This is a genomic window from Micromonospora sp. NPDC005161, assembly GCF_053599855.1.
Window position 1 is genome coordinate 151,589 of the sequence record NZ_JBSFYQ010000010.1, and the last position, 19,109, is coordinate 170,697.

General features: G+C 73.6%; 13 protein-coding genes. 4 read left to right on the top strand and 9 right to left on the bottom strand.

Annotated elements, in window-relative coordinates:
* The first annotated feature begins 137 nt into the window (after positions 1–137).
* The 3 genes from ACWD5O_RS12780 to ACWD5O_RS12790 all read left to right on the top strand — a co-directional run bounded on the left by ACWD5O_RS12780 (position 138) and on the right by ACWD5O_RS12790 (position 4,839).
* Entirely contained in the window at positions 138–1,955 is a 1,818-nt protein-coding gene (locus tag ACWD5O_RS12780; protein ID WP_450085351.1) for a SpoIIE family protein phosphatase, read from the top strand.
* A gap of 81 nt (positions 1,956–2,036) precedes the next feature.
* Positions 2,037–3,209, top strand: a complete 1,173-nt coding sequence (locus ACWD5O_RS12785; protein WP_450085352.1) for a PQQ-dependent sugar dehydrogenase — start codon at positions 2,037–2,039, stop codon at positions 3,207–3,209.
* A gap of 61 nt (positions 3,210–3,270) precedes the next feature.
* Complete coding sequence (locus ACWD5O_RS12790) at positions 3,271–4,839, top strand: metallophosphoesterase (RefSeq protein ID WP_450085353.1); 1,569 nt, start codon at positions 3,271–3,273, stop codon at positions 4,837–4,839.
* Positions 4,840–4,866: 27 nt separating this feature from the next.
* Here ACWD5O_RS12790 and ACWD5O_RS12795 read toward each other — a convergent pair whose 3' ends face one another.
* From ACWD5O_RS12795 to ligA, 6 genes are all read right to left on the bottom strand, one after another.
* The gene (locus ACWD5O_RS12795; RefSeq protein WP_450085354.1) at positions 4,867–7,224 is read right to left on the bottom strand and encodes a transketolase-like TK C-terminal-containing protein; all 2,358 of its coding nucleotides are present in this window, start codon (positions 7,222–7,224) and stop codon (positions 4,867–4,869) included.
* A 145-nt stretch (positions 7,225–7,369) separates the two neighbouring features.
* On the bottom strand, positions 7,370–8,869 hold the full coding sequence (gatB, locus tag ACWD5O_RS12800) for an Asp-tRNA(Asn)/Glu-tRNA(Gln) amidotransferase subunit GatB (RefSeq protein WP_450085355.1): 1,500 nt from the start codon (positions 8,867–8,869) through the stop codon (positions 7,370–7,372).
* Between the two features lie 13 nt (positions 8,870–8,882).
* Positions 8,883–10,358 (bottom strand): Asp-tRNA(Asn)/Glu-tRNA(Gln) amidotransferase subunit GatA, encoded by a 1,476-nt coding sequence (gene gatA, locus ACWD5O_RS12805; RefSeq protein ID WP_450085356.1) that lies wholly within the window; start codon positions 10,356–10,358, stop codon positions 8,883–8,885.
* A gap of 76 nt (positions 10,359–10,434) precedes the next feature.
* On the bottom strand, positions 10,435–10,740 hold the full coding sequence (gatC, locus tag ACWD5O_RS12810; RefSeq protein ID WP_354967013.1) for an Asp-tRNA(Asn)/Glu-tRNA(Gln) amidotransferase subunit GatC: 306 nt from the start codon (positions 10,738–10,740) through the stop codon (positions 10,435–10,437).
* Positions 10,741–10,898: 158 nt separating this feature from the next.
* Positions 10,899–13,538, bottom strand: coding sequence for an EAL domain-containing protein (locus tag ACWD5O_RS12815; protein ID WP_354967014.1), 2,640 nt, complete (start codon positions 13,536–13,538; stop codon positions 10,899–10,901).
* Positions 13,539–13,686: 148 nt separating this feature from the next.
* Positions 13,687–15,822, bottom strand: a complete 2,136-nt coding sequence (gene ligA, locus ACWD5O_RS12820) for an NAD-dependent DNA ligase LigA (RefSeq protein WP_354967015.1) — start codon at positions 15,820–15,822, stop codon at positions 13,687–13,689.
* 198 nt (positions 15,823–16,020) lie between these two features.
* On the opposite strand from ligA, the gene ACWD5O_RS12825 reads away from it, so the two are divergent.
* Positions 16,021–16,560, top strand: coding sequence for a type II toxin-antitoxin system PemK/MazF family toxin (locus ACWD5O_RS12825; protein ID WP_354967016.1), 540 nt, complete (start codon positions 16,021–16,023; stop codon positions 16,558–16,560).
* Between the two features lie 72 nt (positions 16,561–16,632).
* Here the strand turns inward: ACWD5O_RS12825 and ACWD5O_RS12830 are convergent, their stop codons facing one another.
* From ACWD5O_RS12830 to ACWD5O_RS12840, 3 genes are read right to left on the bottom strand one after another with little or no spacing between them, the layout of a single operon-like run.
* Positions 16,633–17,640, bottom strand: coding sequence for an ADP-ribosylglycohydrolase family protein (locus ACWD5O_RS12830; protein WP_354967017.1), 1,008 nt, complete (start codon positions 17,638–17,640; stop codon positions 16,633–16,635).
* A 30-nt stretch (positions 17,641–17,670) separates the two neighbouring features.
* Positions 17,671–18,039 carry a VOC family protein gene (locus ACWD5O_RS12835; RefSeq protein WP_354967018.1) on the bottom strand — a complete coding sequence of 123 codons (369 nt, stop codon included), beginning with the start codon at positions 18,037–18,039 and terminating at the stop codon, positions 17,671–17,673.
* Positions 18,040–18,075: 36 nt separating this feature from the next.
* The gene (locus tag ACWD5O_RS12840; RefSeq protein WP_354967019.1) at positions 18,076–19,080 is read right to left on the bottom strand and encodes a methionine synthase; all 1,005 of its coding nucleotides are present in this window, start codon (positions 19,078–19,080) and stop codon (positions 18,076–18,078) included.
* Between the last annotated feature and the right edge of the window lie 29 nt (positions 19,081–19,109).

Consider the following 19,109-nt stretch of genomic DNA (forward strand, 5'->3'; position numbering starts at 1 on the left):
GCACGGCGGCAAACGGGGGGGGGGTGGCGCCGGGGGGTTAGCGAGCCTCGGCACAGCGATGTTAAACCCGGGCGCGCGCGAGGTATAACGAAGGCTCGGAGCCCAGTTCGGCCTCCACCCCGGCAGACAGGTTCGCGATGACCGACGGCTCCCCCGCCCGCCCCCGGCGCGTGATCGCCCCACCCGCGGCGCTCAGCGACCCGGCACGGTTGCGAGCGCTCGCCGACACCGGGCTGAGCGCCACCCCGGACGAGGCGTTCGAACGGTTCGCCCGGCTGGTCAGCGACCTGTTGGACGTCCCGGTCGCGCTGGTCTCCCTGGTCACCGCCGACCGGCAGTTCTTCCCGGGCGCGGTCGGGTTGCCGGATCCGTGGGCGGAGCGCCGGCACACCCCGTTGAGCCACTCGTTCTGCCAGCACGTGGTGGACATCGAGGTGCCCATGGTGCTGCCGGACGCCCGGCTCTACCCCCGGGTACGGGACAACCTGGCAATCGACGACCTCGGCGTGGTCGCGTACGCGGGGATGCCGCTGACCGACCTCTCCGGCCGGGTGCTCGGCTCGCTCTGCGCCATCGACAGCAAACCGCGGGTGTGGACCGCCGGGCAGCTGCGGACGCTGGCCGACCTGGCGGCCGCCTGCTCGTCCGAACTGCGGCTGCGGATCGCCCTGGACGGCGCGCAGGAGGACCGCCGGCGGGTCGTGCAGGCGCACGAGCGGCTGGAACTGCTCGCCGGGGTGAGCGAGACGCTGGCCGGCACGCTGGACGTGGGCACCGCGTTGCGCCGGCTCGCCGCCACCATGGTGCCGCTGCTCGCCGACTGGTGCCTGCTCACCCTGGTCGGGCCGACCGGCCTGCCCCGCGAGGTGGTCGCGGTGCACCGCGATCCGGCCCGCGCGGCGGACATCGACCGCTTCGCCACGCTGCTGCGTACCGGGCTGAGCCCGGAGTCGATCATCCGGGCGGTGCTGCGGACCGGTCAGCCCCGACTCGGTGGCGTGGCGTCGCTGGCCGACGTGACGCGAGGGACCACGAACCCGGAGATGGCGTCGATCGCCGACCGCCTGGGCATCGCCTCCTACCTGACCGTGCCGGTGCGGGCCGCCGGCGGAACCGTGCTGGGCGCGATCACCCTCGTCAACGACCCCAGACGCCAGCAGTTCGACGACCGCGACCTGCTCACCGCGGTCGACATCGGCCGCCGGGCCGGGCAGGCGATCGGCAACAGCTCGATGTACGGCGAACAGCGGCACGTCGCCGAGGTCCTCCAGCACAGCATGCTGCCGCGGCTGCCGGTCGTACCGGAGCTGGAGCTGGCGGCCCGTTACCAGCCGGCGGCCGACCGGGTGGAGGTGGGCGGCGACTGGTACGACGCCTTCGTCCAGCCCGACGGGGATCTGATCGTCGCGATCGGGGACGTCGCCGGGCACGACATCGAGGCGGCGGCGACGATGGGTCAGCTGCGCAACCTGGTACGCGGCAACGCGTTCGGCCGGCCGGACACGGTCGGCGAACTGATGACCCACCTGGACGGCACGATGCGCGGCCTGCGGCTGCCGATTCCGGCCACCGCGACGCTGGTCCGGATCTGCCCCGAGCGCTCCGGCACCCGGGCGATGACGTGGTGCAACGCCGGGCACCCGCCGGCCCTGCTCGTCCGCGCCGGCGGGGCGGTGGAGATCCTCGAAGCGCCGCCGGAGCCGCTGCTCGGCCTGGCTCGCCCGTCGCGGCGAACCAGCCGGTCGACCAGCCTGGCCTCCGGCGACACCCTCCTGCTCTACACCGACGGGCTGATCGAACGGCGGGACCGGCCGATCGACGACGGGCTGGCCGAGCTGGTGGCCCGGCTGACCGGCACCGACACGCTGCCCCTCGACGACCTGTGCGACCTGCTGCTCACCTCGATCCGGCACCGTGAGGACGACACCGCGCTGCTGGCCGCACGGGCACGCTGAGCGGGCCACCCGGGCTGACGGCACCGCCGGTCGGATCCCGTCGGGCCCGGCCGGGCCGGCCTTCGGGCTACCCTGGGCCGGGTGAGCGTCCGTCCCCCGTACTTCCGCACCCGCCGCTTCCGGGCGGCCCTCGCGGCGTCCTGCGCGGCACTGCTCCTCACCGCCGGTTGCAGTTTCGGCGAGCCGGAGCCGGACCCGGCCGGTGAGCCGCCCAACCTGCCGACCCCGTCGGCGTCGGCCAGCCCCGGCGGCGCCGGCCAGCAGGCGGTGGCGACCGTGCTCGCCAAGGGGCTGCGGGTGCCCTGGGCCATCGCCTTCCTCCCGGACGGCGGGGCGCTGGTCACCGAGCGGGACAGCGGCCGGATCCTCCAGGTCGGCCCCGAGTCCGGGCCGGACGGGCTGCGGGTCCGGGTCGTGCAGACCATCACCGACGTCGCGGCGGCCGGCGAGGGCGGCCTCCTGGGCATCGCCGTTTCCCCCGGCTACGACCGGGACCGGACGGTGTTCGTCTACTACACCGCCGAGCAGGACAACCGGGTCGTCCGGTTGCGACTCGGCGGGCAGCCCACCTCGATCCTCAGCGGCATCCCGAAGGCCAACGTGCACAACGGCGGCGGGCTGGGCTTCGGCCCCGACGGGCAGCTCTACGTCAGCACGGGCGACGCCGGGCAGCGCCCGAATTCGCAGGACGTGAAGAGCCTCGGCGGCAAGATCCTGCGGATCACCCCGGACGGCAAGCCCGCCGCGGGCAATCCGTACCCCGGCTCCCCGGTCTGGTCCCTCGGGCACCGAAACGTGCAGGGCTTCGCCTGGGACGCCGCCAAACGGATGTACGCCGTCGAGTTCGGCCAGAACACCTGGGACGAGATCAACCAGATCACCAAGGGTGGCAACTACGGCTGGCCGCAGGTCGAGGGGCGGGCCGGCGACAAGCGGTACACGGACCCGATCACCCAGTGGGCGACCTCGGACGCGTCCTGCTCCGGTCTGGCCGCCACCGACCAACTGCTGGTCACCGGCTGCCTGCGCGGCAAACGGCTCTGGGTGATGGAGCTGACCGACACCGGCACGCTGCTCGGTCAGCCCAGCGAGTTGCTCACCAACCGGTACGGCCGGCTGCGAGCGGTGGCCGCCGCGCCAGACGGGTCACTCTGGGTGAGCACCTCCAACCATGACGGGCGGGGCGACCCGGCGGCCGACGACGACCGTCTCCTGCGGGTGGTCTTCGCCGGCGGCGACGGCGGCCGCAGCTGATTCGCGTCACCATCCGGTCAGGTTCGCCAAGATCCTCCGACGGGCAGGTCAGACTCTCAGCATGGACGGGCAGCATGACGACCAGCACGACGGCACCGGCGACCGGGACGAGCCGGTGACCGACGCCGCGCCGCGCCGGTCGGTGGGTCGGTCGGCCAACCGGCCCGGCCCCGTACGCCGCACCGGTGTCATCCTCGCCGTGCTCGCCGTGGCCCTGGCCGGAGCGGTGCTCGGGGTGCTCGCCGGCGGTCGGGTGGACACCGACATCGGGCCGTTCCGGGCCAACCTCACCCTCACCCCCGCCAGCGCGGGCGGCACCACCGTCGACGTACCGCCGCTCGGCGCGCTGCTGCTCGACAGCCACGACGGGCCGACGCACCTCACCGTGCGACTGGGCGCACTGGACCAGGGGCGCACCGAGGCGCTCCTCGACGACCCGGCGAGCATCAGCCGGGCCAGCCAGAGCGCCGTCGAGGACGTCCGGTCCGGGGTGATGCGGCTCGGCCTGCGGACCCTCGCCTCGGCGGTGCTGGTCACCCTGATCCTGGCCGGGCTGGCCTTCCGCGACGTACGACGCACCGCCTGGGCGGGCGGGCTGGCGCTGCTGGTCACCGCCGGCAGCCTCGGCACAGCGGCGGCCACCCTGCGTCCGCAGGCGATCGAGGAGCCGCGCTACGAGGGGCTGCTGGTCAACGCGCCGGCCATCGTCGGTGACGCCCGCCGCATCGCCAACGACTACACCAAGTACGCCGAGCAGTTGCAACGCATCGTCGGCAACGTCAGCCAGCTCTACACCACGGTGTCGGCGCTGCCGGTGTACGAGCCGGCCCCGGGCACCACCCGGGTGCTGCACGTCTCCGACATGCACCTCAACCCGACCGGCTGGCAGCTGATCCGGACGGTGGTGGAGCAGTTCGGCATCGACGTGGTGATCGACACCGGGGACATCACCGACTGGGGCAGCGAGCCGGAGGCGTCCTTCGTCGGCTCGATCGGCCTGCTGAAGAAGCCGTACGTCTTCATCCGGGGCAACCACGACTCCGGCCGGACCGGCGCCGCGGTGGCCCGCCAACCGAACGCGATCGTGCTGAACAACACGACGACCACCGTCGCCGGGCTGACCATCGCCGGCATCGGCGACCCGCGCTTCACCCCGGACAAGAACACCTCCCCGGCCGGCAGCGGGCTCACCCAGCAGGTGGCCGACCAGGTGATCGGAGCCGGCGAGCAGCTCGCCACCACGGTGCGCCGCTCACCGCGGCCGGTGAACATCGCGCTGGTGCACGACCCGGCCTCGGCCGGTCCGCTCGCCGGCACCTGCCCGCTGGTGCTGGCCGGGCACACCCACGCCCGGCAGGTCTCCAAGCTGCCCCAGGCCCCCGGGCAGCAGCCCACCACGCTGATGGTGGAGGGCTCCACCGGCGGCGCCGGGCTACGCGGCCTGGAGGGTGAGAAGCCGACCCCGCTGTCGATGAGCGTGCTCTACTTCGATCAGCAGAAGATGCTCCAGGCGTACGACGACATCACCGTCGGCGGCACCGGGCAGGCCCAGGTCAACCTGGAACGGCACGTGGTGGAGGGCCCGACCGCCGGCCCGTCCCCCTCGGTCACCCCCACCCCGACCCGCTGAGCACGGGCCGGAGCGTGACCTCGGGGTTCAGCGCAGGGCGATGGCGGCCAGGGCGGCGTTGACGATGCTGCCGGGCAGCAGGTCGTGCAACTCGTACAGCTCGGCCACGCTGCCGGACTGGCCGAACTCGTCCACCCCGAGCGGCACCGCCGGCGCGCCGAGCGCCGAGCCGAGCCAGGCCATCGCGTGCGACGCGGCGTCGTGCACGGTCACCACCGGCACCCGGTCGGCGAACGCCGACCGCAGCGTGCCCGGGACGCTCGGCACCGTCGCCGTCCGCACGCCCTGGCGCAGCGTGCGCTGCCAGGCGCGGTAGAGCCGATCCAGCGAGGTCACGTCCACCACGTGCGCGGCGACGCCCTCCTCGGCCAGCTCCGCGGCGGCGGCCAGCACCTCGGGCAGCACCGCGCCGGAGGCGGCCAGCTGCACCACCGGGGCGTCGGCCAGGTGCGGGTACGCCTGGTGCGCGTCGACCAGCCGGTACGCCCCGGCCACCACCTGCCGGCGCAGCACCGCGTCGCCGAGCCGGGCCCGGGCCGCCTCGAACGGCGCCTGCTCCAGCGGCCGGGTGCTCAGCCGGAAGTAGTACGCCCCGTCCTCGGCCGGCGCGGCGGTCGCGGCCGGGGCCGACCCGCCGGCGATCTGCCCGAGCGCGTCGCAGAGCAGCCAGTCCAGGCTGGTCGCGTAGGCCGGCTCCAGGAAGGTCACCCCGGGCAGCTCCAGCCCGACGGAGGCGGTGATGGTCGACTGGTGGGCGCCACCCTCCGGGGCCAGGGTGATGCCCGACGGGGTGCCGGCGACCACGAACCGGGAGCCGGAGTAGGTGCCGTACAGGAACGCGTCCAGGCCGCGCAGCACGAACGGGTCGTAGACCGTGCCCACCGGCAGCAGCGGCTGCCCGGACAGGTCCCAGGACAGGCCGAGCTGGCCGAGCAGCAGGAACAGGTTCATCTCCGAGATGCCCAGCTCGATGTGCTGCCCTGCGGGGCTCTCGGTCCAGCGCAGCATCCGGTCCTCGGTCCAGGAGCGCTGCTCGGTGGGGGCGAACACCCCGGTCTTGTTGATGAACCCGGCGAGGTTGGTGGAGGTGGCCACGTCCGGTGCCGTCGTCACCAGGTAGCGGCCGACCTCCCGGTCCCGGGCCAGGTCCACCAGCACCCGGCCGAAGACCTCCTGCGTGGAGATCGGCTTGTTGGCGCGTACTCCCGTGCTCTCCGGAACGGTGACCCCCAGCGCCCGCTCGCGGGGCGCGCGGGACAGCGCCTCCCGGCGGGCGCCGGCCCGGATGCCAGCGGGTGACGCCGGGTCGATGCGGTCCCACTCGGTCTCCCGGGTCAGCCCCTGCGCGGCGCGCAACGCGTCGACCTGCTCGGTGCTGAGCAGCGCCGAATGGTTACGCGGGTTGCCGGCGATGGGCAACCCCCACCCCTTGACCGTGTACGCGAAGACGACGCTGGGCCGGTCGGTGACCGCGTCACACTGGGCGTACGCGTCGAGCATCGCTTCCAGGTCGTGCCCGCCGAGGTCGGTGACGAGCGGGCCCAGCTCCTCGTCGCCGATGCCCTCGACGAAGGTGCCCACCTCAGCCGGCGCGCCGTCCAGGAACTGCTTGCGCAGTGCCGGGCCGGCCAGCCCGAACAGCGACTGGTACTGCTCGTTGGGCATCGCGTCGATCCAGTCGCGTAGCGCCTCGCCGCCCGGCCGGGCGTACGCCTCAGCGAGCCGGCGGCCGTACTTGACCTCCACGACGTGCCAACCGGCCGCCTCGAACTGGCCGCGCCACTGGTTGATCCGGATGCCGGGTACCACCCGGTCCAGCGACTGGCGGTTGAAGTCGACCAGCCACATGACGTTGCCCAGACCGGTGGTGGCGGGGTCGGCGACCGCCTCCCAGATGTTGCCCTCGTCCAGCTCCGCGTCACCGATCAGCGCGACGAACCGGGAGTGCGGGCGGGCGCCGAAGTGCGCGTCGACGTAGCGCCGGGTGGCGGCGGCGAAGAGCGGCGCCGCCGCGCCGAGGCCGACCGAGCCGGTGGAGAAGTCCACCTCGTCGGGGTCCTTGGTGCGCGACGGGTACGACTGGAGGCCGCCACGGGCCCGCAGCCGCGGCAGGTACGAGCGGTCCAGGTTGCCCAGCAGGTACTGGATGGCGTGGAACACCGGGGAGGCGTGCGGCTTGACCGCCACCCGGTCCTCGGCGTCCAGGTGCGCGAACCAGAGCGCGGTCATCGCGGTGACCAGTGATGCGCTGGACGCCTGGTGCCCGCCGACCTTCACCCCGTCGCCGGTTGCCCGGTCGTGGTTGGCGGCGTCCACGATCCGGGTGGCGAGCCAGAGCACCCGCCGCTGGATCTCGTCGAGGACATCGAGGTCGTGCTGGTTCACGGTGACTCCATCCGGGCGTCGCCGTTGACGCCCTCGCGAGGGGTGTGCGGGGTTCACGCCGCCCGGCGCCCGGCGCGGGGTGAGATGTTAGGAAGGGCCCCTTCCTATGCACGAGGCGTTAAGAAGGTGCCCTTCCTTCCATCGTTCAGCTTTGGACGCCGAGGCGCTCCAGGACCAGCTCGCGGACGGTCTTCGCGTCGGCCTGACCGCGCGTGGTCTTCATGACCGCGCCGACCAGCGCGCCGGCCGCGGCGACCTTGCCGCTGCGGATCTTGTCGGCGATGCCGGGGTTGGCGGCGATCGCCTCGTCCACGGCGGCGGTGAGCGCGCCGGTGTCCGACACGACCTCCAGGCCGCGGTTGGTCATGATCTCGGTGGGCGCACCCTCGCCGTCGACCACGCCCTCCAGCACCGCGCGCGCCATCTTGTCGTTGAGCTTCCCGGCGTCGACCAGGCCCTGCAACTCGGCGACCTGGGCAGGGGTGGCGCCGATGTCGGCCAGCTCCCGGCCGCTCTCGTTGGCCCGGCGGGACAGCTCACCGAGCCACCACTTACGGGCGGCGGCCGGCGTGGTGCCGGCGGCGACGGTTGCCTCGATCAGCTCGACCGCGCCGGCGTTCAGCACCGACTGCATGTCCAGGTCGGACAGCCCCCACTGTTCCTGGAGCCGGCGCCGGTGCACCCGGGGCAGCTCCGGCAGGGCGGCCTTGAGCTCGGCGACCCAGGCCGGGTCCGGGGCGATCGGCACCAGGTCCGGCTCCGGGAAGTACCGGTAGTCGGTCGCGGTCTCCTTGGAACGCCCCGGCGTGGTGTCGCCGGTGTCCTCGTGGAAGTGCCGGGTCTCCTGCGTGATCCGGCCGCCGGCGTCCAGCACCGAGGCCTGCCGCAGCATCTCCGAGCGGACCGCCCGCTCCACCGACCGCAGCGAGTTGACGTTCTTGGTCTCGGTGCGGGTGCCCCACTCCTGCCCCGGCAGGTTGAGCGAGGTGTTCACGTCACAGCGCAGCGAACCCTCCTCCATCCGCACGTCCGAGACGCCGAGGGTGCGGATCACGTCCCGCAGCTCGGTGACGTACGCCCGGGCCACGTCGGGGGCGAGCGCGCCGGTGCCCGGAATGGGCTTGGTGACGATCTCGACCAGCGGAATGCCGGCCCGGTTGTAGTCGACCAGCGACTCGGTCGCGCCCTGGATGCGACCGGTGGCGCCGCCGACGTGCAGCGTCTTGCCGGTGTCCTCCTCCAGGTGCACCCGCTCGATCTCGATCCGCACCGTCTCGCCGTTGACCTCGACGTCCAGGTAGCCGTCGACGCAGATCGGCTCGTCGTACTGGCTGATCTGGAAGTTCTTCGGCATGTCCGGGTAGAAGTAGTTCTTCCGGGCGAACCGGCACCACTCCGCGATGGAGCAGTTCAGAGCCAGACCGATCCGGATGATCGCCTCGATGGCCGCCTTGTTGGCCACCGGCAGCGACCCGGGCAGGCCCAGGCAGACCGGGCAGACCCGGGTGTTCGGCTCGCCACCGAAGTCGGTCGGGCAGCCGCAGAACATCTTGGTGTTCGTGCCCAGCTCGACGTGGGTCTCCAGGCCGATCACCGGTTCGTAGCGCGCGACGACCTCGTCGTACGCGGGCAGCGTCGTCGTCATCTGGGCTCCTGCCTCACAGTGCCGGTGGGGTGAACGTGCCGACCGCGGACTCCAGCGCGGCGGCGACCCGGTACATCCGGTCGTCGGCCAACGTCGGGGCCATCACCTGCAGGCCGACGGGCAGCCCCTCGGAGAGGCCGCAGGGCACCGAGATGCCCGGCCCGCCGTACAGGTTGCTCGGGATGGTGAACAGGTCGGCCAGGTACATCTGGTACGGGTCGCCGGTGCGTGCGCCCATCGGGAACGCCACGGACGGGGTGGTCGGCGAGATCAGTGCGTCGACCTGCTCGAACGCGGCGGTGAAGTCCCGGGTGATCAGCGTCCGGACCTTCTGCGCCTGCCCGTAGTAGGCGTCGTAGTAACCCGACGACAGGGCGTACGTGCCGATCATGATGCGGCGCTTGACCTCCGGGCCGAAGCCGGCCTCCCGGGTCAGCGACATGACCTCCTCCAGCGACCGGTTGCCGTCGTCGCCGACCCGAAGGCCGAACCGGACGCCGTCGAACCGGGCCAGGTTGGAGGAGCACTCGCTCGGGGCGATCAGGTAGTACGCGGGCAGCGCGTAGGCGAACGTCGGGCAGGACACGTCGACGATCTCCGCACCCAGCTTCGCGAGGGCGTCCACCGCCTCGCGGAACGCGGCCATCACGCCCGGCGCGGGGCCCTCGCCGACGAACTCGCTGACGATGCCGAGCCGCACGCCGGTCAGGTCACCGGTCGCGCCGAGCTTCGCGGCGGCCACCACGTCCGGCACCGGCTGCGGGATCGAGGTGGAGTCGCGCGGGTCGTGCCCACCGATCACCTGGTGCAGCAGGGCCGCGTCGAGCACCGTACGGGCGCAGGGGCCGGGCGTGTCCAGCGACGAGGAGAAGGCGACCAGCCCGTAGCGGGACGTGCCGCCGTAGGTGGGCTTCACGCCGACGGTGCCGGTGACCGCGCCGGGCTGGCGGATCGAGCCGCCGGTGTCCGAGCCGATGGCCAGCGGCGCCTCGTACGCGGCCAGCGCGGCGGCGCTGCCGCCACCCGAGCCGCCCGGGATCCGGCTGAGGTCCCACGGGTTGTGCGTCGGGCCGTACGCCGAGTATTCGGTGGAGGAGCCCATCGCGAACTCGTCCATGTTCGTCTTGCCGAGCATCACCGTGCCGGCCTCGCGCAGCCGCTGCACGATCGTCGCGTCGTACGGCGGGCGCCAGCCCTCCAGGATCTTCGAGCCCACGGTGGTCGGCACGCCCCGGGTGGCGAGCACGTCCTTCACCGCGACCGGCACGCCGGCCAGCGGGCCCAACTCCTCGCCGGCCGCCCGACGCTCGTCCACGGCGCGGGCGGTGGCCAGCGCGCCGTCGGTGTCCACGTGCAGGAAGGCGTGCACCCGGTCGTCGACCGCGGCGATCCGGTCCAGGTGGGCCCGGGTCACCTCGACGGCGGAGGCCTCGCCGCCAGCGACCAGGGCGGCGATCTCCACCGCGGTCATTCTGGTCAGATCGCTCATGCCGTCACTCCGCTTCGCTCCGTGACGCCATGAGGCACCACCGCGCTGCACTGCTGATTCGCTCGCTGGCGCTCACTCATGAGGCCACATCCTCGCTCAGGATCCGCGGTACGCGGAACCGCTGGTCCTCGGCGTCGGGCGCGCCCGACAGCACCTCCTGCGGGGTCAGACACGGCGTGACGACGTCCTCGCGGAAGATGTTGGTCAGCGGCACCGAATGCGACGTCGGCGGGATGTCCGCCGCGGCGACCTCGCCGACCTGGGCGACCGCCTGGAGGATCACGTCGAGCTGGCCGGCGAAGATGTCCAGCTCCTCCTCGGTGACGGCGAGCCGCGACAGGCGCGCCAGGTGCGCGACCTCCTCGCGGGAGATGGCGGCCATCCGTGCCCCCTTCTGATGTCCTGCTGGTCGGGCGGTGTGCCGATCGCGCGACGGGTGGAGCGTGACGCGCGGTGACCGGAGCGAGTCTATTGTTCCGCTCCGGTGCCGCGTCCACGACTCCCCCTCCGCCAGCCTCTCGCGTCGGATCGGCGGGCGGGTCAGCGGGTGGGACGACGGCCGGCGTCCGGCTCCGGGCCGCCGCTCGGACGGACCGGCCGGTACCGGGCCAGCCAGGTGACCAGTTCCTCGGCGGGCATCGGTCGGGCGTAGAACCAGCCCTGCGCGGCGTCGCAGCCGGCGGCGTGCAGCATCCGCCAGGTCCGCTCGTCCTCCACGCCCTCGGCGACCACCCGCAGCCCCAGCGCGCCGGCCAGCTCGATCATCGACCGGACGATCGCCGCGTCGTCGGCGTCGTCGGCCATGCCCAGCACGAACGAGCGGTCCACCTTCACCTCGGACAGCGGTAGCCGGCGCAGGTGCTGGAGGGACGAGTAGCCGGTGCCGAAGTCGTCCAGCGCGATGGCCACCCCGATGCGGTGCAGCCGGGAGATGGTGGCCAGCACCCGGCGCGGGTCGGCCATCAGAGCACCCTCGGTGATCTCCAGTTGCAGCCGCTCGGCCGGCACCCCGTAGCGGGTCAGCCGGTCGGCGATCTGGTCGGCGATCTCGCCGGTGTGCAGGTCACGCACGCTCACGTTCAGTGCCGCCCGCAGCCCGATGCCGGCCGCCGACCACTTGGCGAGCTGCTCCACCACGTCGTCGACGACCCGGCGGGTGAGCAGTCGCATCACCGCGCTCTGCTCGGCGACCCGGATCAGCTCCTCCGGGTCGACCATCCCCCGCCGTGGGTGCCGCCAGCGCAGCAGGGCCTCGACGCCGACCACCTCGCCGGTGGCGATGGCGATCTGCGGCTGGTAATACATGGTGATCTCGCCAGCGTCGTCGGCCGGTTCGGCGTCGGAGTGTGCCCACCCGGTCGACCCGGGCGGCTCGTCCGGGGTGCCCGGCCCGACGTCGCGTCGCGGGCCGGCGCCGCCGCCGGCCAGCGCGGGCGCGCCGTTCGGCGATCGCCGCCCGTGCCCGCCGGCACGCCGGCCCCGGTCCGGGCGGGTGCCGGTGACCGTGGCCCGGGTGTTCCGGCCACGGATCGGGTCGGCGCCGGTGGCGATCCGGTTGATCAGCTCGTCGGCGTGCATCAGCTCGGTGCCCGGCCGCCGGCGGCGACCCCACCACCGGCCGCCGGCCGGCGGGGCCCCGGCGACCACCGGCGACGCGCCCGCGTGCGACGCCGCCTCGGCGGGGTGCAGGTCACCGCTGGGCAGCGCCGCACCATCCCCGCCGCGCACCTCCGCCGCCGCGCCGAGGGGTACGTCGACCGGCCGCTCGGCGCCATCCGGCTCGGTCAGCCCCGCATCCCGGCCGTCCCCGTCGGCCGTCCCCGTCGGCCGTGCGGGTCCCGCCGGCTCGGCGTCCAGCGGGTCGTCGACCGACGGGCCGGACTCCAGTACCCGGCGCAGATCGGCGAGCAGGCCGAGCCGCTCGGCGGAGTTGTGATCGGACTCCGGGGCGTAGACGGCGACCGTGTCGTTGCGGTGCTTGGCGTCGTACATGGCCACGTCGGCGTGGCGCATCAGGGTGGCGAAGTCCTCGCCGTGCTCGGGGAAGAGAGCGATCCCGATCGAGCCACCCACATCCAGCGGCAGCCCGTCCAGCGGCACCGGCTCGGCCAGCGCCCCGACCACCCGGTCGGCCAGGTCACGCGCCTGACTCGCGTCGGTCAGCCCGGTCATCACGATGGCGAACTCGTCCCCGCCGAGCCGGGCGATCATCTGCGGGCGGGGCTCCACATCGGTGAGCCGGGCGCTGACCTCGACGAGCAGCCGGTCGCCCACGGCGTGCCCGAGCGCGTCGTTGACGTTCTTGAAGCGGTCCAGGTCGATCAGCAGCAGCGCCAGGTGCCCGTCAGGTTCGCCGCGCGCGGTCCGCTCGGCGTGCAGGTGCACCTGCTCGGCCACCTCGGCCAGGAGCGCCTTGCGGTTGGGCAGCCCGGTGAGCGGGTCCGCAGCGGCGAGGTGCTGCTGCTCGACGGTCAGCCGGGCCATCCGGTACACGGCGAAGAGCGGCACCAGCACCAGCGGGATCAGCGCCGCGCTGACCCGCGCGGCGGCCACCAGCACCGGGGCGAGCAGCAGGAGCGAGCCCGTGGAGAGCAGTTCGAAACCGAGGCCCTGCCGGACCGTGGGCCACCACCGGTCGCCGAAGCGCAGCCGTACCGCCCAGCTCACCAGCCCGTAGTTGACCACGAACCAGGCCAGCGTGGCGCCGCCGACGGCGACCACGTCGGTCCAGTGCAGCCGGCCGCCGGAGAAGACGATGCCCGGCCCGAGCTGGAGGACGCCGTACGCGGCGGCGAGGGCGCAGGCGTACTGGCCGACGTTGAACGCCGTCCGCCACGCGGCGTGCCGCATCCGCCAGCCGGAGACGACCACGCCCGCCGCCTGCACGGCCACCGCCGGGCCGAGCCCCCAGCCGAGCAGGATCGCGAAGGTGAAACAGGTGGACGGGAAGACCGCGGAGGACTGCCGGCGGCCCGGATGCACGAACGGGCGGGCGTCGCAGACCAGCGCGAGCGCGGCCATCGTCCAGAACGCCACCGGCAGCCGGGACAGCTCGGCCGGGAGTGTCGCGAGTGGACCGGCGGCGGCCAACACGGCGACCACCAGGATGCTGACGATGAAGGCGGTGAACGGCGCCACCCGTCCGGGCGGGACGGAGTTTCGCGGGTCGGCGACCTCCATCACACCTCCCGAGCGACGACTGGCGTGCCGTGTGCACGCCCGTGACCCAATGAAACGCCCTCAGCCCCGGGTTTCCCGGTATGACAGTCACGAATCGGTCGTAGTCGTAATTAAGTTGGTATGCGCGGCCAGCGGACGCCGGAGCCGGTCAGCTCTCCAGCCGGGCGACGTCCCGTGCCGCGTCCGGACCCGCGTCCAGCAGCACCCGGAACCCGTCCTCGTCGAGTACCGGCACCTTGAGGCTGGCCGCCTTGTCGGCCTTGGACCCCGGGTTGTCGCCCACGACCACGAAGCTCGTCTTCTTGGAGACCGAGCCACTGACCTTGCCGCCCCTGCTCTGCACGGCCTCGGCGGCCTGGTCTCGGGAGAAGCTGGCGAGCGTGCCGGTCACCACCACGGTCAGCCCCTCCAACGGGCGCGGCCCCTCGTCGCCCGCCTCCTCGGCCATCCGTACGCCCGCCTCGGCCCACTTGCGGACCACGTCGCGGTGCCAGTCCACGGCGAACCACTCTCGGATGCTGGCCGCGATCGTCGGACCGACCCCGTCGACCGAGGAGAGCTCCTCCTCGCTGGCCGCGTCGATGGCCTCCATGGAGCGGAAGTGCCTGGCGAGCGCCTGGGCCGCCGTCGGGCCGACGTGCCGGATGGAGAGCGCCACCAGCACCCGCCACAGGTCGCGTTCCCGGGCGACCGCCAGATTGTCCAGCAGCTTGACCGCGTTGCTGCCCAGGCTGCCGTCCTTGTTGACGAAGAACGGGGACCGGGACAGCTGCTCGGCGTCGAGCTGGAAGAGGTCCCCCTCGTCGGCGATGATCTCCGCGTCCAGCAGAGCCGCCGCGCCCTTGTAGCCGAGCACCTCGATGTCGAACCCGCCGCGACCGGCGAGGTGGAACACCCGTTCGCGTAGCTGGGCGGGGCAGCTGCGGGTGTTGGGGCAGCGGATGTCGATGTCGCCCTCCTTGGCCGGCGCGAGCGGGGTGCCGCAGGCCGGGCAGGTGGTCGGCATGACGAACGGCCGGGCGTCGGCGGGGCGCAGGTCGACAACCGGGCCGAGCACCTCGGGAATCACGTCGCCGGCCTTGCGCAGCACCACCGTGTCGCCGATCAGCACACCCTTGCGCTCCACCTCACGGGCGTTGTGCAGGGTGGCGAGCGCGACGGTGGAGCCGGCCACCCGCACCGGTTCGAGAACGGCGAACGGGGTGACCCGCCCGGTGCGCCCCACGTTGACGTCGATGTCGAGCAGCTTGGTGGTGACCTCCTCCGGCGGGTACTTGAAGGCGATCGCCCAGCGCGGGGCGCGGCTGGTCGACCCGAGCCGGCCCTGGATGGACACCGGATCGACCTTGACCACCACTCCGTCGATCTCGTGCTCGACGTCGTGCCGGTGCTCGGCGTAGTAGGCGATGTATTCGGCCACGCCGGCCAGATCCGGCACCACCCGCCACCGGTCACTGGTCGGCAGGCCCCACGCCTTGAGCGCCGCGTACGACTCGGACTGCGCGGTGGGCTGGAAACCACGGCGGGCGCCGATGCCGTGCACCACCAGGCGCAGCGGCCGTGACGCGGTGACCCGTGGATCCTTCTGGCGCAGGCTGCCGGCGGCGGCGTTGCGGGGATTGGCGAAGGGCGCCTTGCCCTGCTCCACCAGGCCCGCGTTGAGGTCGGCGAACGCGGCGATCGGGAAGTAGATCTCGCCCCGGACCTCCAGCAGCTCGGGAATCTCCGGGAACTCGGCGGACGGGGTGAGCTGGCCGGGCACGCCACGGATGCTGCGCACGTTGGCGGTGACGTCCTCGCCGGTGCGGCCGTCACCGCGGGTGGCCGCCCGAACCAGCCGGCCGGCCTCGTAGGTCAGGTTGATCGCCAGCCCGTCGACCTTCAGCTCACACAGGTAGGGCACCGGGCCGCCGGCGTCCCGCTCGACCCGCTCGGCCCAGGCCGCCAGCTCCTCGTCGGCGAAGGCGTTGTCCAGAGAGAGCATCCGCTCGGCGTGGGTGACCGGGGTGAAGTCGGTGGAGAACGTGCCACCGACCCGTTGGGTCGGCGAATCCGGTGTGCGCAGTGCCGGGAACTCGTCCTCCAGCGCCTCCAGCTCGCGCAGCTGCCGGTCGAACTCGGCGTCCGCGATGATCGGCGCGTCCAGCACGTAGTAGCGGTACTGATGTTCGGTCAGCTCGCGGCTGAGCGTGGCGTGCCGTTCCCGCGCATGCGGCGTCGGCTCGACGCCGGCCGCCGCCTCCTGCGCCGGGCTGACCTGCTGACCGATCTGCTCCTCGGACACACCGCCACCTTCGGACACGCCTGCGACCTCCCTGATCACGCTACTCCGGCACGGTATCCGCCCGGTGGGACAAACAGTCGCCCACCCACGCACCGCGTTCTCGCGATCACGATCGGCGGCGCGCGCCGCGGTGATCGGCATGCGAGGATCGCCGGACGACGGGGGCCGGTGGGCCTCCGGACGACGGCGGAGGTGGCGATGCCCGAGGCCCTGCTCTGGGCGGTGGCGATCCTGCTGGCGGTGGCGGCCGGTTGGGCGTGGAGCGCCTGGCGGCACCGGGTGGCGAGCCGGCGCCCGGGCAGCCGGCCGGGCCGGGGCCCCGCGACCGGCGGACGTCGTCCCGCGCCGCCGCGACCCCGCGCCGCCGACCGGCCGCCCACCAAACCCCGGGCCCGCGACGCCGACCGGGGCGCGGGCACGCCGGCGCCGGGTGAGATCTGGTGGGCCGACGTGCCGTACGCCGACGGCAGCGGGTCCAAGGTCCGGCCCTGCCTGGTGCTGCGCGCCGACTCCCGGGGCGCCGACGTACTGAAGATCACCAGTCAGGACAAGAGCGACCGGGACGACCACGTCCGCATTCCCACCCGGAACTGGGACCCCGGCGCCGAGCACGACAGCTACCTGAGCCTCACCGAGCCGACCCGGATCAGCTCGGCCGCCTTCGCCGACCGCGCCGGAAACTGCGACGCCGACCTGTGGCGACGGGTCCGCAGCCTGCACCACCTGCCCACCCGCTGACCGTCCCCCGCCCCGTCCGGCTCCCGTCGGTCACCCAACTCCTGCTGACGGGATCGGCAGCGGGGACCTGGATCAGTCCCAGGCCGCGCCGAGCGTGGCGAGCTGGTCGGCGTACTCGATGCGGTCGACCCAGCCGGGCGGCCAGGCGGTCATCCCGGCGGCCGCACCCACGAAGGCGCCGGCCAGGGCGGCGATCGAGTCGGAGTCCCCGGCGGTGGTCGCACCCCGGGCCAGCGCCGCGACCGGGTCGTCGGCGTGCCTTACGGCGCAGAGCAGAGCGGTGGCCAGCGCCTCCTCGGCGACCCAGCCCTCCCCGGTGGCCCGGCACGGATCGCCACCGTCGTCCGGCTGCCCCAGGGCGTCCGTCAGCCGGGCCAGCACCGCCAGGCACTCGTCCCAGCCCCGGGCGATGAAGTCCTCCGCGGTGCCGGCCCCGGCGCGCTGCCAGAGGTCACCCAGCCACCGCTCCCGGTACACGCGGCGCTGGCTCCGCGCCCGCTCGGTGAGAATCGCGGGAAGAGCGGGCAGCCCGGCGCCCCCGCGCAGGGCGAAGACCGCGTACGCGGTGAGCTCGCTGGCCGCCAACCCGGTCGGATGGCCGTGGGTCAGCCCGGCCTGCAACTGCGCCAACCCGGCCAGCGTGTCCAGATCCACGTCGAGCAACCCGACCGGCGTGACCCGCATGTTGGCCCCGCACCCCTTGGACCCGGCCACCGTGGCCTCCTGCCAGCGGAGCCCGCGACCCAGGTCGGCGCAGGCGCGCAGGCAGGTCATGCCGGGGGCGCGGTTGTTGTCCGGGCTGACCGCCCAGGCCAAGAAGCGCCGCCGGAGCAGCGGCTCCACCCCCTGCGGGGTGAGCGACGGAGCCTCGTGCAGCGCCCAGCCCACCGCCAGCGCCATCTGGGTGTCGTCGGTGACCAGCGCCGGCTCGCCGGTCAGCTCGCGCGGACCGGCCGGCCCGTACCGGTGCTCGATCTCGGCGACGGTCAGGAATTCCGTCGGCTTGCCGAGCGCGTCACCATAGGCAAGGCCGAAGAGCGAGCCAGAGGCACGCAGAGGGTCGTGGGCCACGGCGGCCATGATGCCCGGCCGCCGCGACCCACGCCAGGGTCAGTCCCAGCAGAGACAGAACGGGTGGCCGACCGGGTCGGCGTAGACCCGGAAGCCCTCGCCCTCGCCGGGCAACCGGCGGGCGCCCAGTGCGAGCGCCGCCTTCTCGGCGGCCTCGATGTCGTCCACCGTCACGTCGAGGTGGAACTGCTGGGGGCGCTCCGGGTCCGGCCAGGCCGGCGGACGCAGGTTGAGCGCACGCTGGAACGCCAGGCGGGGCTGGTGCCCGGGCGGACCGCCCAGCACCACCCACTCGTCGTCATCGGAGTCACCCTCGGCCAGGGGTACACCGAGCAGCTCCGCGTAGAACGCCGCCAGTGCCCGCGGATCGGGGCAGTCGATCACCACTGAACGTAGCTGTCCAATCATGTCCTTCATCCTGCCCAGTGGGTACGACAGGAAACCTCACTCCTCGGCGAGCCGCCGGCCGGCGTCCCGGCACGCGGCCAGCACCACCCGGGCGTACTCCGGGCTGGCTCCGGCCAAACCGCAGGCCGGGGTGATGACCACCTGCTGGGCGAGCTGCCGGCGCGGGAACCCGAGCCGGTCCCAGAGCTGGCGCACCCGGTCGGCCACCTGCGCGGACGTCGGCGCCTGGCCGGTCGACGGCGGTCGGGTCGGCACGGCCCCGGCCAGCAACCCGAGGCCGGCGTCGATCGCCTCGCCCAGCGGGTCCAGCTCGGTGAGCAGGTCCAGGTCGAGGGCCACCCCGGCGGCGCCCGTCGAACGGATCAACTCCAGTGGCACGTCCGGGGCGCAGCAGTGCACCACCGTCGGCACGCCAGCGGCCTCGACGACGGTGCGCAGCAGCGCCGCCGCATCCGCCGACTCCACCGCCCGGTACGCGCCCAGCCCGCTTTCGGTGGGCACCCGCCCGGCCAGCACGGTCGGCAGCGACGGCTCGTCCAGCTGGAGCAGCACCGAGGCGCGGGGCAGTCGTCGGGCGACCGCGGCGACGTGCGCGCGCAGCCCCTCGGCGAGGGAGCCGGTCAGGTCACGGACCGCGCCGGGGTCGCGCAGCAGCCGGCCGCCGATCGGCAGCTCCAGGGCGGCGGCCAGGGTGAGCGGGCCGCCGGCCTGCACCTTGATCGGGCCCGCGTACTCCTCGGCCTGCTCGGCGAGCTGGTCCAGGTCGCGTTCCATCAGGTCGCGGGCCCGACGCAGGTCGCGACCCGGGCGCGGGGCGACCCGCCAACGCCCGCTGTACAGCTCGACGGGCAGCTCGACCAGCAGCCCCGCGCTGCGACCGATCAGGTCGGCTCCCGGGCCGCGGGCCGGCAGCTCGGGAAGGTGGGGCAGCGCGGGAAGCTCACCGAGGACCACCCGCTGGGCCTCGGCGATGTCGGTGCCGGGCAGCGAACCGATGCCGGTCGCGGCGCCGGCCGGCCAGGGCCACACCTGATCTGTCACGGCGGAAGGGTATCCGGTACGCCGGCCGC

Excerpts from the sequence above, each read along its gene's own strand:
- ACWD5O_RS12780 (WP_450085351.1), top strand. The coding sequence starts at position 138 with ATGACCGACGGCTCCCCCGCCCGCCCCCGGCGCGTGATCGCCCCACCC.
- ACWD5O_RS12790 (WP_450085353.1), top strand. The coding sequence starts at position 3,271 with ATGGACGGGCAGCATGACGACCAGCACGACGGCACCGGCGACCGGGAC.
- gatB (WP_450085355.1), bottom strand. The coding sequence starts at position 8,869 with ATGACGACGACGCTGCCCGCGTACGACGAGGTCGTCGCGCGCTACGAA.
- gatA (WP_450085356.1), bottom strand. The coding sequence starts at position 10,358 with ATGAGCGATCTGACCAGAATGACCGCGGTGGAGATCGCCGCCCTGGTC.
- gatC (WP_354967013.1), bottom strand. The coding sequence starts at position 10,740 with ATGGCCGCCATCTCCCGCGAGGAGGTCGCGCACCTGGCGCGCCTGTCG.
- ACWD5O_RS12815 (WP_354967014.1), bottom strand. The coding sequence starts at position 13,538 with ATGGAGGTCGCCGACCCGCGAAACTCCGTCCCGCCCGGACGGGTGGCG.
- ACWD5O_RS12825 (WP_354967016.1), top strand. The coding sequence starts at position 16,021 with ATGCCCGAGGCCCTGCTCTGGGCGGTGGCGATCCTGCTGGCGGTGGCG.
- ACWD5O_RS12830 (WP_354967017.1), bottom strand. The coding sequence starts at position 17,640 with ATGGCCGCCGTGGCCCACGACCCTCTGCGTGCCTCTGGCTCGCTCTTC.
- ACWD5O_RS12835 (WP_354967018.1), bottom strand. The coding sequence starts at position 18,039 with ATGATTGGACAGCTACGTTCAGTGGTGATCGACTGCCCCGATCCGCGG.